Annotated in this window: 13 protein-coding genes; all 13 read right to left on the reverse strand. The window is 68.8% G+C overall.

The window, feature by feature from the left end; genetic code table 11:
* Positions 1-3: 3 nt before the first annotated feature.
* Positions 4-843, reverse strand: a complete 840-nt coding sequence (locus tag MRB58_RS00905; protein WP_244779766.1) for an LpxI family protein — start codon at positions 841-843, stop codon at positions 4-6.
* A complete protein-coding gene (gene lpxA / locus MRB58_RS00910) occupies positions 840-1688 on the reverse strand; it encodes an acyl-ACP--UDP-N-acetylglucosamine O-acyltransferase (protein WP_244779767.1) in 849 nt (282 codons plus the stop codon). Before lpxA ends, MRB58_RS00905 begins: the two co-directional genes overlap by 4 nt.
* 6 nt (positions 1689-1694) lie before the next feature.
* Entirely contained in the window at positions 1695-2171 is a 477-nt protein-coding gene (fabZ, locus tag MRB58_RS00915) for a 3-hydroxyacyl-ACP dehydratase FabZ (protein ID WP_244779768.1), read from the reverse strand.
* 50 nt (positions 2172-2221) lie between these two features.
* Positions 2222-3268: a UDP-3-O-(3-hydroxymyristoyl)glucosamine N-acyltransferase gene (gene lpxD / locus MRB58_RS00920; RefSeq protein WP_244779769.1), complete on the reverse strand. Its 1047-nt coding sequence runs from the start codon at positions 3266-3268 to the stop codon at positions 2222-2224.
* A gap of 125 nt (positions 3269-3393) precedes the next feature.
* Positions 3394-5736, reverse strand: coding sequence for an outer membrane protein assembly factor BamA (bamA, locus tag MRB58_RS00925; RefSeq protein WP_244779770.1), 2343 nt, complete (start codon positions 5734-5736; stop codon positions 3394-3396).
* A 168-nt stretch (positions 5737-5904) separates the two neighbouring features.
* The gene (gene rseP / locus MRB58_RS00930) at positions 5905-7035 is read right to left on the reverse strand and encodes an RIP metalloprotease RseP (protein ID WP_244779771.1); all 1131 of its coding nucleotides are present in this window, start codon (positions 7033-7035) and stop codon (positions 5905-5907) included.
* Positions 7036-7137: 102 nt separating this feature from the next.
* Entirely contained in the window at positions 7138-8298 is a 1161-nt protein-coding gene (gene dxr, locus MRB58_RS00935) for a 1-deoxy-D-xylulose-5-phosphate reductoisomerase (RefSeq protein ID WP_244779772.1), read from the reverse strand.
* Positions 8295-9200, reverse strand: a complete 906-nt coding sequence (locus tag MRB58_RS00940) for a phosphatidate cytidylyltransferase (RefSeq protein ID WP_244779773.1) — start codon at positions 9198-9200, stop codon at positions 8295-8297. Before MRB58_RS00940 ends, dxr begins: the two co-directional genes overlap by 4 nt.
* A gap of 71 nt (positions 9201-9271) precedes the next feature.
* Positions 9272-10036 (reverse strand): isoprenyl transferase, encoded by a 765-nt coding sequence (locus tag MRB58_RS00945; protein WP_256461728.1) that lies wholly within the window; start codon positions 10034-10036, stop codon positions 9272-9274.
* A 26-nt stretch (positions 10037-10062) separates the two neighbouring features.
* On the reverse strand, positions 10063-10614 hold the full coding sequence (gene frr / locus MRB58_RS00950; protein ID WP_244779774.1) for a ribosome recycling factor: 552 nt from the start codon (positions 10612-10614) through the stop codon (positions 10063-10065).
* A 300-nt stretch (positions 10615-10914) separates the two neighbouring features.
* Positions 10915-11649, reverse strand: coding sequence for a UMP kinase (gene pyrH / locus MRB58_RS00955; protein ID WP_256461697.1), 735 nt, complete (start codon positions 11647-11649; stop codon positions 10915-10917).
* Positions 11650-11651: 2 nt separating this feature from the next.
* A complete protein-coding gene (tsf, locus tag MRB58_RS00960) occupies positions 11652-12575 on the reverse strand; it encodes a translation elongation factor Ts (RefSeq protein WP_244779775.1) in 924 nt (307 codons plus the stop codon).
* A 195-nt stretch (positions 12576-12770) separates the two neighbouring features.
* Entirely contained in the window at positions 12771-13388 is a 618-nt protein-coding gene (gene can, locus MRB58_RS00965; protein WP_244779776.1) for a carbonate dehydratase, read from the reverse strand.
* Positions 13389-13481: the final 93 nt, after the last annotated feature.

Raw genomic sequence — 13481 nt, forward strand, 5'->3', positions numbered from 1 at the left:
CCGTCACAGCGCCACCAGGAAGGCGCGGGCGCGGTCGGCCTCGGTGCGCAGCGCCGCGCGTTCGGCGAGGATGGTGCGCCCCGACTCCACCGCGATGCCGCCCAGACCGGCCGCCAGCGCGCCGCGCAGCGTGCCGAGACCGACGACGGGAACGTCGGAGCGCATGTCCTGACCGGATTTGGCACGCTTCACCAGGGCGCCGGCGCCCTTCTCGCTGCGGAACCGGCGGGCGCGGCGCAGCTCGGCGCAGCGCGCCAGCATCGCGTCCGTCCCCTCCGCTCCCTCCACGGCGATCACCCGCCCCTCCACCACCACCACCGCCTGCCCCACGTCGAACGGCGCCGAGGCGGTGAGGTAGGCGGCGCCGAGGTCGATGTCGGCCTGCTGGGCGGCGCTCGGCCGATGGGCGCCCAGGAGGCCGGACGGAGCGAGCAGCTCCGGCGCCGCCTCCGCCACCGAGACGACGCGGAACCCCTCGTCCTCGAACAGCGCGATGACGTTGCGCACGATGGTGTCGTCCCCGCCGACCGCCGCGCGCACGATGCGCGGCAGCAGGCGCAGCGTGTCCATGTCGGGCACGAGGGACGCGAAATCGGGCCGCGAGCGGATGGCGCCGAGCATCAGCACGTCGCGGCATCGCCGCTCCATGGCGAGCCGGCGGGCGCGGCCGAGCTGGCCGTAGCCGAGCCGATGGGTCTCGATCCGGGGGCCGGCGGAGGGCGCGGCGTCCGCCTCCCCGTCGATCGCGAAGACCACCACCTCGCGGCGGGGGGCGATGGCCGCCGCCGCTTCCCAGGGCAAGGAGCCGGCGCCCGCGACGATGGCGAGCGGCCCGTCGCTCATCGCCCCGATTCGAGAAGGTCGACCGAGACCTCGTCCAGTCCGCCGCGGCGGCCCTGCATGTAGGGGCGAGCGGGGGCCGCGTCGATGAAGGCGAGGATGGAGGCGGCTTGCGGATCGGTGCCCATCGCCTCGCGCAGCGCCGCCTTGCGGTCCTGGAAGACGCCGGGGCCGTGGAACAGGATCTCGAACGCCGCACGGATGGTGCGGATCGCGTCCCGATCGAACCCGCGGCGCTTCAGGCCCACCAGATTCAAGCCTTCGATCCACGCCACGCGGCCGGTGACGTAGGCGTAGGGCACCACGTCGCGCGTGACCCCGGCGAGGCCGGAGATGAACGCGTAGGCTCCGACACGGGCACGCTGCAGCACCGCCGTCCCACCGCCGATCAGCACATTGTCGCCCAGTTGGACATGACCGCCCAGCAGCACGTTGTTGGACAGCGTGACGCCGTTGCCGACCACGCAGTCATGCCCGACGTGCGAGCCGACCATGAAGTAGCAGCCCTCGCCGACGGTGGTGCGGCCGCGTCCGCGCGCGGTACCGATGTGCATGGTGACATGCTCGCGCAGCGTGCATCCGGCGCCGATCTCCAACTCGGTCGGCTCGTCCTTGTAGCTGAAGTCCTGCGGCGGCTCGCCGAGCACGACGCCCGGGAAAAGCCGCGTCCCGGCCCCCACGGTGGTGCGTCCGGTGACCACCACGTTGGCGCCCACCCTGACGCCCTCGCCGAGCTTGACGTCCGCACCGATGATCGCGTTGGGGCCGATCTGGACGCCGTCCGCGATGGTGGCGCCATCCTCGACCCATGCCGTGGGATGGCGCGTCGCCGCCGTGTTGAGGGCCAAGTCCGCTTACTCTTGGACGATCATGGCGGACACGTCCGCCTCGGCCACCAGCGTGTCGCCGACCATGGCTTCGCCGTGGAACTTCCAGATGTTGCCGCGTTGGCGCTCTTTCTTCATGTGGTACTCGATCACATCGCCCGGGCGGACGGGTTTGCGGAACTTCGCCTTGTCGACCGTCATGAGGTAGACGAGCTTGGGTCGCTCACGCTCCTCGGCGAACATGCACAGGACGCCCGCGGTCTGCGCCATTCCCTCGATCATCAGGACGCCCGGCATCACCGGCTCGCCCGGAAAGTGGCCCTGAAAGTGCGGCTCGTTGAAGGTGACGTTCTTGATCCCGATCCCGGACCGGTCGCCATCGATCTCGATCACCCGGTCGATCATCAGGAACGGATAACGGTGCGGCAGCAACTTCAGGATCTCGCCGATTTCGGCGGCCGCCAGCGTCGTCGTCGTCCCCTCCGGGGTCCCCCCACTATCCATCACGTCGTCCGCACTATCCACGAAAGGTCCGTCCACCATAAAAGGCGTTGTTACGAATTTGAAGTTGTCGCGTTGCGAATGAGCCGCAGGATCGCCTTGCGCTCGCGGATCCACTCCATCGCGTCCATCGCCGGTGTGCCGCCCCAGGTGGCGTTCTCCGGCACATCCTCGCTCACGGCCGAGTATCCGGCGATCTGCGCCCCCTGGCCGATCGTCACACCGTCCCGGATGCCGACGCCGCCGCCCAGGGTGACATAGTCCCCCAGCGTCACCGATCCGGCAATCCCGGTCGTACCGGCGACCACGCAATGACAACCGAGGGTCACGTTGTGGGCGATCTGCACCAGGTTGTCGATCTTGGAGCCCTTGCCGATCACGGTGTCGCGCTTGGAGCCGCGGTCGATGCAGCAGTTGGCGCCGATCTCGACATCGTCCTGGATGACCACCGCGCCGACCTGCGGCACTTTGCGGTAACCCTGCGGGGTGCGCACCAGGCCGAAGCCGTCCTGGCCGATGCGGCAGCCCGGATGGACGATCACCCGGTCGCCGATGTGGGCGCACTGGATCGTCGTGTTGGCGCCGATGACCGAGTTGCGGCCGATGGTGCAGCCCGGCCCGATGACGACGTTCGGGCCGATCACCGTACCGCGGCCGATCTCGACCCCGCGCGAGATCACCGCGAAGGCCTCGACGATGACGTTGGCCTCCAGCGCGTCGGGATCCTCGATGATCGCGGTGGCGGCGATCTCTCCGCCGGAGCGCGAAGTGAGCGGGCGCGGGCGCATCGCCGACGAGTGGAACAGGCCCGCCGCGATGCCGAACGCGTTGGCCGCGTGCTTCGTCACCAGCGCGACGCAACCTTCCGGCAGACTCGAGACGAATCGCTCGTCCAGGAAGACGGCGCCGGCCTTGGTGCCGGCGAGGTCCTTGCGGCGCTTGGCGTCACGCAGGAACGAGATGTGTTCGGGGCCGGCCGTGTCCAGCGGCATCACGTCCGACATGATGCGTTCGCGCGCGGCCGGGTCCACCGTCGCCCCAACGGCGTCGGCGACGTTGCCGAGTTGCTGTGGTTCGGCGGGCGGGAAGAATCGGTTCATGGCACTTCGCTGATCGGCAGAATGGCGCAGGTGTTAGACCGCCAAGGCGCCCTTCGGCAACTCCATGCCACGCAAAAGGCGCCGCCGGGAGACCCGACGGCGCCTTGTGACCAAATTTGCCCGGCTTAGAAGCGCGTGCCGCCCGACAGACGGAAGAGCTGGGTCTCGTCCGAGTCCTCTTCGAGGATCGGCAAGGCCACGTCGGCGCGGATCGGGCCGAACGGCGACTTCCAGGTCAGACCCACACCCACCGAGGCGCGAAGGGCGAAGTCGTCCGAGTTGATCGTCCCGGAGCCGCCGTTGCGGGCGATGATGTCCGGATCGACGCCCCAGAGCGAACCGGCATCGGCAAAGGCGGAGGCCGCGAGGCCCACCTCCGGCGGCAGGAACGGCACCGGGAAGGTCGCCTCGACCGTGCCGGCAACGTAGTACCGGCCGCCCAGCGCCTCGCCCGTCGCCCTGTCGCGCGGACCGATACCGGCGCTGGAGAAGCCGCGCACCTTGCTGCCGCCCAGGAAGAACTGGTCCTGGATGCGCAGGTCGTCGTTCAGAGCGGCCATCGCACCACCCTCGAGGGAGCCCATGCCGACGACGCCGGCGGCCGGGAACACCTCGTGGTAGCCACGCAGCTTGGCGGTGCCGCGGACGAAGTAGGTGTCGCCGCCCAGGCCCGCGACCTCACCCTTGATCTGGCCGTAGAGGCCTTCGCGCGGGTTAAACTGGTCGTCGAGCGAGTTGTAGGTCAGCGAGGTGCCGATCAGCGAGGTGATTCGGCCACCCTGCGAGTCGCAGACCGCCAGGGAGATGTCGCCGTTGGCGCAGTCCTGCTCGTCCACCGACACGTCGCGGTTGAAGAGCGAGTAGAACACCTGCACCGACGTCTCTTCCGTCAGCGGCACACCGAAGCGGATCGTGCCGCCGGTCTCGTTGGTGTCGTAGTCCTGATCGTCGGCATCTTCAGACAGCCGGGTGAAGAGGTCCACACCGCCCGAGACGCGGTAGCCGAAGAGGTAGGGCTCGGTGAACGAGACCTCGGCCGACTGCTTCTCGAAGCTGCCCGACAGCGCGCCCTTCAGGTACTGGCCGCGGCCGAGGAAGTTGCGCTCCTCGATCGAGATCTCGCCGACGACGCCCTCGTCCGTGGAGTAGCCGAAGCCGACCGAGATCTTGCCCGTCGCCTGCTCGGCCACGAAGACCGTGACGACGACGCGGTCGGGCTCGGAGCCTTGCGTGGTGGCGATGCGGACCGATTCGAAGAAGCCCAGCGCCCGCAGCCGCCGCTCGGCGCGGTCGAGCAGGACGCGGTTGTAGGCGTCGCCCTCGGCGATGTCGAACTCGCGGCGGATGACGTAGTCGCGCGTCGTCGTGTTGCCGACGATGTCGATCCGCTCGATGTAGGCGCGCACGCCCTGGTCGACCCGGTAGACGACGTCGATCTTGTTGGTCTCGAAGTTGCGCTCACCCACCGGGGTCACATCGGCGAAGGGATAGCCCTGCTTGTTGGCGGCCAGCGTCAGGTCCTCGATCGACTTCTCGATCTTCTCGGCCGAGTAGCGGCGACCCGGGCGGCTGTCGACCTTGCGCTCCAGCTCCTCGGGGCTGAGGTCGGCGAGCGTGGTGTCGACCCGCACGGTGCCGAACTCGTAGCGCTCGCCCTCGTCCACGGTGAAGGTGATGTAGAAGGCGTTGCGCTCACGGTCGTAGTCCGCCGTCGCCGAGAGGAGACGGAAGTCGGCGAAGCCGTGGTTGAAATAGAAGCGGCGGATCAGCTCCTGGTCGGCCTGCAGGCGGTCCGGGTCGTAATTGTCGGTCGTGCGCAGGAAGCCGAGGAGACCGCTCTCCTTGGTGCCGATCACGTCACGCAGCCGCGAGTCCGAGAAGGAGTTGTTGCCGACGAAGGTGATGCGGGCGACGTTGGCCTTCTGCCCCTCGTCGATCATGAAGATTAGGTCGACACGGCCCTGGCCGCGGTCGATCGTCTGCGGCTCGACCGAGGCGCGGTAGTTGCCGCGGCGCCGGTACACCTCGAGGATGCGCTGCGTGTCGCTCTGGACCTGGCCGCGGCTGAACACCGAGCGGGAGCGGCTCTGCACGATCGTCTCGAGCTGCTCGTCCTTCACCTTCCGGTTCCCCTCGAACGACACCCGGTTGATGGTGGCGTTCTCGACGACCGTGACGACGACGGTGTTGCCCTGCTGACGGATGGTGACGTTGGCGAAGAGGCCGGTCGCGAAGAGCGCGTCGATGCTCTCGTCGATCTGGCGCGGACCGTAGGACTGACCCGGTTCGATGGTGACGTAGGCACGGACGGTCTCGTCGGAGACCCCCTCGTTGCCCTGGACCACGATACTCGAGGCGACGGCGGCGAGCGCCGGCGCTCCAGCGGAGACCAAGCCTGCCGCCATTACGACGGTCAGAACGATGGCGCGGAGGAGGTTTTGCATCATGGTGCCCGGACGAAGGAACATGGACGGGACGGAGCCTCGCGTTTCTCGAGGTCGCCGAACGGCTGGCGACCCACGCCAAGCTATGATCCGACCGATGTTTCCAAACAAGGCAAGGACGGGTCCGTAAACCCCTTTGCACCCTGACCGTTGCGTTGGAGCAACGGTCCGAGGGGCCCCCGAAGGGCTCGGTTAGGACGTTAAGTACAACAGGTCGTTGAACGTCGCGAAGAACATCAGGAGCAGCACCAGCCCCAGTCCGATGCGAAAGCCGACGTCCTGCGCGCGCAGCGAGAGCGGCCGCCCACGCACCGCCTCGATGCCGTAAAAGAGGAGGTGCCCCCCGTCGAGCATGGGAATCGGCAGGAGATTGATGAGGCCGATCGAGATCGACAGCATCGCCGCGAGGCCGAACAGCGCCGTAAAGCCGAGCGAGGCCATGTCGCCGGAGATCTTGGCGACCCGCAGCGGCCCGCCGAACTGCTTGGGCGACTGCTCCAGCGTGATCACGCCGGCGATCACTTCCACCGTGCGCTTGGTGATGTAGGCGGTTTCCTGCGCCCCGGCGACGAGCGCGCCCAGCGGACCGAACGTCTCGCGGCGCACGTCCTCCGGGCTGGTGCGATTCTCGATGCCGAGGAAGCCGGCCGAGTACGGCGTGCCGAAGTCGTCCGTCAGGTCGCGTTGCTCGGGCGTGGCGTGCAGGACGACCTCCTCCCCGCCCCGCTCCACGGTGAAGGCGAGGTCCTGGCCGGCGGCACTGGAGACGGTGCGCAGAACGTCGATGAAGGCGTTCACCGTGCGCCCGTCGATCGCGACGATCACGTCGCCGGGCTCGAAGCCGGCCGCGGCGGCAGGACTGTCCGCCCGGACGCCGGTGACGGCCGCGTCCACCGTCGGCCGTCCGACGAGGAGGAAGGCGGTCGCGAAAATCATGATGGCGAGGAGGAAATTGGCCGCCGGGCCCGCCGCGACGATCGCCGCGCGCTGCCACACCGGCTTCAGGTAGAAGCTGGTGCGCCGCTCCTCGTCGGTCATCTGCTCGATGGCGTCGTGGTCGGGAACGCTGGCGGCGTTGTCGTCACCGGCGAACTTCACGTAACCACCGAGGGGAATGGCGGCGATCCGCCAACGGGTGCCCCGGCGGTCGTTCCACCCCAGCAGCTCGGGCCCGAAGCCCAGCGAGAAGGCGTCGATCGCCACGTTGCACCAGCGCGCGACCAGAAAATGGCCGAGCTCGTGGATGAAGATGATGATCCCGAGGACGAACAAGAACGGCGGAATGTAAGCCGCGACGTCCCAGAGCCAGCTCAGAATTTGCACGTTGGTTCCACTCCAATGCCACCGGCTCCGCGCCCTCCTCCTCGGAAGGCACAGCGCCAAACCCACCACCTTCGGCAGTGCCGGCCGTCAAAATGCCAGACTTCAGGCGGTGCTGCAGGTACAAGTTAGGCGCTCGGCCACCCGGCGCGCTTCACGATCCGTCGTTTCCACATCATCGACACTGGCACTCGCCGTCTCGAGATGCGCCAGCGCGTCCAGCGTATCGCTCACGATGCGCGAAATGTCCAGGAAACCGATCCTATCCCGCAGGAACGCGCCGACTGCGACCTCGTTGGCCGCGTTCAATATGTTGGTCGCGTGGCTGCCGGCGGCAAGCGCCTCGCGCGTCAGGCGCAGCGCTGGGAACCGCGTCTCGTCGGGCGCCTCGAAGGTGAGCGGGCTCGACGCGACGAGGTCCAGCGGCGACACCGGTGCCGCGCCCCGCGCGGGATAGTGAAGGCAGTGGGCGACCGGCGTGACCATCGACGGGTTGGACAGGTGCGCCAGGACCGAGCCGTCCGCATATTCGACCATGCCGTGGACGATCGACTGCGGGTGCACCACGACACCGATTCGCGCGATCCCCACGGGGAAGAGGTGATGCGCCTCGATCACCTCCAGGCCCTTGTTCATCATGGTGGCCGAATCGATGGAGATCTTCGCCCCCATCGACCAGTTGGGGTGCTTCAGCGCGTCCCGGCGCGTGGCCCGCGCCATGGCGTCGAGCGTCCAGGTCCGGAACGGGCCGCCGGAGGCCGTCAGCACGATCCTGCGAATCGCCCCCAGCGCCTCGTTCTCGAACACCTGGAAGATCGCGTTGTGTTCCGAATCGACCGGCAGCACCGTCGCCCCCGCCGCCTTGGCGCGCGGCATCACCACGTCGCCCGCCGCCACCAGGCATTCCTTGTTGGCGAGGCAGATGATCCGCCCCCGGTCGACCGCCGCCAGCGTCGGCCGCAGCGCGGCGAAGCCGGGGATCGCCACCACCACGCGCTCGGCGTCCATCGCAGCGAGCGCGGTCACGGCGTCCGGCCCCGCGTCACTCGCGAGGCCGAGCGGGGCGAGGCGCTCGGCCAGCGCGGCGCCACCGGCCGGGTCGGCGAGCACGGTCATCTCGGGACGGAACCGCTCGGCGATCGCGGCGAGGCCGGCCGCGTCCCGCCCACCGGCGAGGCCGACCAGCTCGAACCCGCCCGCCTCGATCGCCTGCAACGCCGACTGGCCGACCGACCCCGTCGCCCCCAGGAGCACGACGCGCGTCATGGGCGCCCCATCAGCAGCAGCAGGCCCGCGGCGGGCGTGTGCGCCGCGGCGAGGCTGCCGATCAGCATCGTCACCACGCTGGCGGTGATCAGCCCGTCCACCCGGTCCATCACCCCGCCGTGGCCGGGGATGAGCGTGCCGGCGTCCTTGATGTGGAACCGCCGCTTGGCCGCCGATTCGAGGAGGTCGCCCCCCACCGACGCCACCGCCACAAGCGCGGCGACGGCGAACCCCAGCGCCGACGGCGGCGCCTCGAGAAGGCTGAGGACGAATGCCCCGCACAGCGCGCCCGCGAGAACCCCGCCGATCGCGCCCGACCAGGTCTTCGACGGCGAGACGCTGCGCCACAGGCGCGGTCCGCCCACCTTGCGGCCGACGAAGAAGGCGGCCGTGTCGGTGGTCCAGGCGATCAGGAAGACGAAGACGACGGCGCCGAACCCGTCGCCGCCCTTGCGCAGCTCGACCAGCGCGATGACGGCGAGACCGGCATAGAGCACGCCCGCCGCGACCCACCACGGCGAGGCGGCCCGCGTGCTCAATAGCACCGTCGCGCCGACGCCGAGGCAACCGGCCGCCAGCACCGCCGCCGCGGCCCACAACGGTTGCGTCACCGCGACCACGGTGAGGATGCCCAGCACCGCGAAGGCGGCGAGGACCACGCGGCGCAGATGGCCGGCGCCGACCATCCGCAGCCACTCCTCCTGCACCAGCAGCGCGGTGACCAAGACGATACCGGCGAACGCGATTTCACCGACCCAGAGGGCGAAGATGACGACGGGAATGAGAATGGCGGCGGAGATCAGCCGCAGGCGCATCTCGCGCTGGAAGACGAAGCGCTGGCGCAGGCGGCGAGCCCGCGCGCGGATGCTCGGCGGCGGTGGCGGTGGCGGTGGCGGTGCCACCTGCGGAGCCGTCCGGCGCCGGTCGCGTCCCACGCTGTCGTCACCCGAACGGCCGGGACGCCGGCGTCGAATCATGGCTTGGCGATAGACACCGGCACCGCACCGAAGCGGCGCTGCCGCGTGGCATAGTCTGCCAGCGCCTCGTCGAAGTGGGAGGCGTCGAAATCCGGCCAAAGCGTCGCGGGGAAGCAATATTCCGCATAGGCCGACTGCCACAGCAGGAAATTGGAGATGCGAAGCTCCCCACTGGTGCGAATGACGAGGTCCGGATCGGGAAACCGGGCAGTGTCGAGGAAGCGGGTGAAGGTCTCCTCGGTCAGGTCCTGCGGCGCCAGGGTGCCGGCGGCGACGGCTTCCGCGGCGCGGCGCGCGGCACGCACCAGCTCGTCGCGCCCGCCGTAGTTGAAGGCCAGCACCAGCTCCAGCCCATCGTTGCCGGCGGTTCGCCCCTCCGCGTCCTCGATCATCTGGAGGAGATCGTCGGCAAGGTCGGCGCGGCCGCCGATGACGGTGATCTTGACGTTGTTCTTCACCAGGTCGTCGAGGTCGGAGCGGATGAAGTGACGCAGCAGCGCCATCAGCTCGCTCACCTCCGAACGCGGCCGGTTCCAGTTCTCGCGCGAGAACGCGAACAGGGTCAGCACGGCGATGCCCCGCTCGCCCGCATGGCGCACCACGCGGCGCACCGTCTCGACGCCCTTGCGGTGGCCGAGCGTGCGCGGCAGCCCCCGCTTGCCCGCCCAGCGGCCGTTGCCGTCCATGATGATGGCGACATGCCGCGGCACGCCAGCCGCCGGTTCGACGCCGTCCGGCTCGGGAAGCGCCGCGTTGGACAAGGGATCGGATCTCACGCGTGCGCGCCTCAGATCTGAGTAATCTCTTGCTCTTTCTGCGACACGATCGAGTCCAGCTCGGCGATCTTGTCGTCCGTCAGCTTCTGCACCTTGTCGGACTGGGCGCGCTGCTCGTCTTCGCTGAGGTCCGACTTCTTGATGGATTCCATACCGTCGCGACGGACATGGCGCACGGCGACGCGCGCCGCCTCGGCATACTTGTGCGCCACCTTGATGAGTTCCTTGCGGCGCTCGGCGTTCAGCTCCGGGATGGGGATGCGCATGACCTGCCCCTCGACGACCGGGTTGAGCCCGAGGCTCGATTCGCGGATCGCCTTCTCCACCGCCTGCGCCATGCCACGGTCCCACACCTGCACGGTGATCATGCGCGCCTCGGGGACCGAAACGGTCGCCACCTGGTTGAGCGGCATGTGAGTGCCGTAGGCCTGAACCTGGACCGGCTCGAGCATGGAGGCACTGGCACGGCCGGTGCGCAGGCCCGACAACTCGGTCTTCAGAACCCCGATCGCGCCGTCCATCCTCCGCTTGAGGTCGTCAAGGTCCACACTCATTCCGTTCATTCCTCTTCAGCCTGCCGACCGAGGGCTGGCATGCCCGCAGCCCGCCGTGACCGGATCACGGCGTCGCTCCGGTTTCGCTTCGTTCAGCGGGCACGGGCGGTTCACCCGCCTGCGCACGCCATGCTCCCGCGCCGCTGCCGACGCCAAATCACCGGCGTGCCGTCCGGGGCGTCCGACGCCCCGTCCGCGCTCGCCTGTCGCGTCCATTCACCGGCTCTTCTGCGGCGAACCGGCGCCGAAGTCCATGCACGCGTTCGAGGCGGCCGGCAAGTCGCGAACGACGCGGCCGCCGGCTCCCCGTCAGTCGGCGACGATGGTGCTGGTGCCCTCGCCGCGCGCAACCCTAGGAAGAGCGCCGGCGTCCTGGATGGAGAACACCACGATCGGCAACCCGTTGTCACGCGCCAAAGCGATGGCCGCCGCATCCATCACGCCCAGGTTCTTCGACAGCGCTTCCTGGTGGCCGACGCGCTCATAGCGTGTGGCGGTCGGATCGCGATTGGGATCGGCGGTGTAGACGCCGTCCACCTGCGTGCCTTTCAGCAATGCATCGCAACCCATTTCCACCGCACGTAGAACGGCGGCGGTGTCGGTGGTGAAGAACGGGTGCCCGGTGCCGGCCGCGAACAGGACGACCCGGCCCTCGGCCATGTGCTGAATCGCGCCGCGGTGGGTGAAGCGGTCGCAGATCACCGGCACGTCGATCGCTGAGAGGACGACCGCCTCGGTCCCGAGCGCACGCAGCTGGGCGGCGACGGCGACCGCGTTCATCACGGTCGCCAGCATCCCCATCTGGTCGCCGGCGACACGATCCACCGCCGTCAGCGCGAGGTTGGCCCCGCGCAGGAAGTTGCCGCCGCCGATCACGAGGCCGACCTCGCGACCGGAGTTCACCACCTCGACGATCTCCTGCGAGATCCTCTGGAGGGTGGGCTGCGAGATGCCGAAGGCCGAATCGCCCATCAGCGCCTCGCCCGACACCTTGAGGAGGAGCCGCCGCCACTCGGACGGCGGCTTGAGGGTGGACGGGGCCACGGTCAGTGGCCTGCCGCTGCGGCGACCTCGGCTGCGAAGTCGCTCTCCTCCTTCTCGATGCCCTCGCCCAGCACGAAGCGCACAAAGCCAGTGACCTGGATCGGGCCGCCGATGTCGCCCTCGGCTTCCTTCACCGCCTGCTCGACCGTCTGGTCGGGATTGACGACGAAGGCCTGCTTCAGGAGGACGACCTCCTCGTAGAACTTGCGCATCCGCCCCTCGACCATCTTCTCGATGATCGATTCGGGCTTGCCGGAGGCGCGCGCCTGCTCGGAGTAGACCGCGCGCTCACGCTCGGCGGCCTCGGCCGGGACCTCGTCCGGCGTCAGCGCCAGCGGGCCGACGGCGGCGATGTGCATCGCGATCTTGCGGCCGAGCTCGTCGAGCTTGTCCTTGTCGCCCGAGGACGACATGGCGACGAGAACGCCCAGCTTGCCGAGGCCGGGGGCGACGGCATTGTGGATGTAGGTCGCGACGGTGCCTTCGGCGACTTCCAGCATGGCGGTGCGGCGAAGGGTGAGGTTCTCGCCGATGGTGGCGATGGACTCGGTCACTTCGTCGCCGACGTTGCGGGACGAGCCGGGGAAGGGCTGCGCCTTCAGAGCGTCGATGTCGCCTCCGGAGGCCAGCGCCTCGGCGGCGATGGTGCTGACGAGCTTCTGGAAGATCTCGTTGCGGCCGACGAAGTCGGTCTCGGAGTTGACTTCCACGAGGGCGGCCTTGGTGCCCTGCGCATAGGCGCCGATGAGGCCTTCGGCGGCCACACGGTCCGCCTTCTTGGCCGCCTTCGACAGGCCCTTCTTGCGCAGCCAGTCGACTGCTGCTTCCATGTCGCCGCCGGTCTCGTTCAGCGCCGTCTTGCAGTCCATCATGCCGACGCCGGTTTTCTCGCGGAGCGCCTTTACCTGCTGCGCCGTGATCGTCATTGTATTCTGGTCCTGGGTGCTCGGAGTGGTGCGGAAATTCGCACCCTCATGTTCGATCGAGCGGCCGGTGTCGACCCCTCGAGCCAATTTTTCGGAAACGATGCGCCGACGGTCGCCGTGCAACCGGCCCGCGCATCGCCGTTACGTAGTGACGCGAGGCGCCGAGGAAAAGGTTTTCCTCCCGCGCCGCGCCGTTCAGCGGTCCACGATCTCCACATCGTCCTCGCCCGCGCGTTGCACGAGGCGCCGCAGGATCCCCTTCTCCAGCGAGTAGACGACGCCGTGGACCAGGAGGCCCTGGCCGCGGGCCCAGGCGTTGCGCACGATCGTCGTGTTGGCGACGTTGCGCACCTGCTCGATGACGTTCAGCTCGCACAGCCGGTCGAAGCGGTCGTCGTCCGGCACCTTTTCCAGCTCCTCGGCGTGGAGGCGCTTCACCAAGCGGATGTGGTTGAGCCAGTTGTCGATCAGGCCGTGGTCCTTGTCCGACAGAGAGGCCTTGATGCCGCCGCAACCGTAGTGCCCGCACACGATGACGTGCTTCACCCGCAGGACCTCCACCGCATATTGCAGCACGGAGAGGAAGTTGAGGTCCGCCGGCGAGACCACGTTGGCGATGTTGCGGTGCACGAAGACCTCGCCCGGCGGCAGGTCCATCAGCTGGTTGGCCGGGACGCGGCTGTCGGAACAGCCGATCCAGAACCAGTCGGGCGACTGCTGGCGCGACAGGCGCACGAAGAAGTCGGGATCGTCGGCGGTGACGCGATCGGCCCACGCCTGGTTGCGGTCGCAGAGCTTGTCGATGTCGTTCATGGAAGGTGACCTGTCGCGGATCCCTGCTCAGTACCCAGCGGTTGTGGCCGGCGCAACATGGGAACGGCGTTCGACAACCATGCATTCACCGGG

It is taken from the genome of Acuticoccus sp. I52.16.1 (assembly GCF_022865125.1).
Lineage (GTDB): Bacteria > Pseudomonadota > Alphaproteobacteria > Rhizobiales > Amorphaceae > Acuticoccus.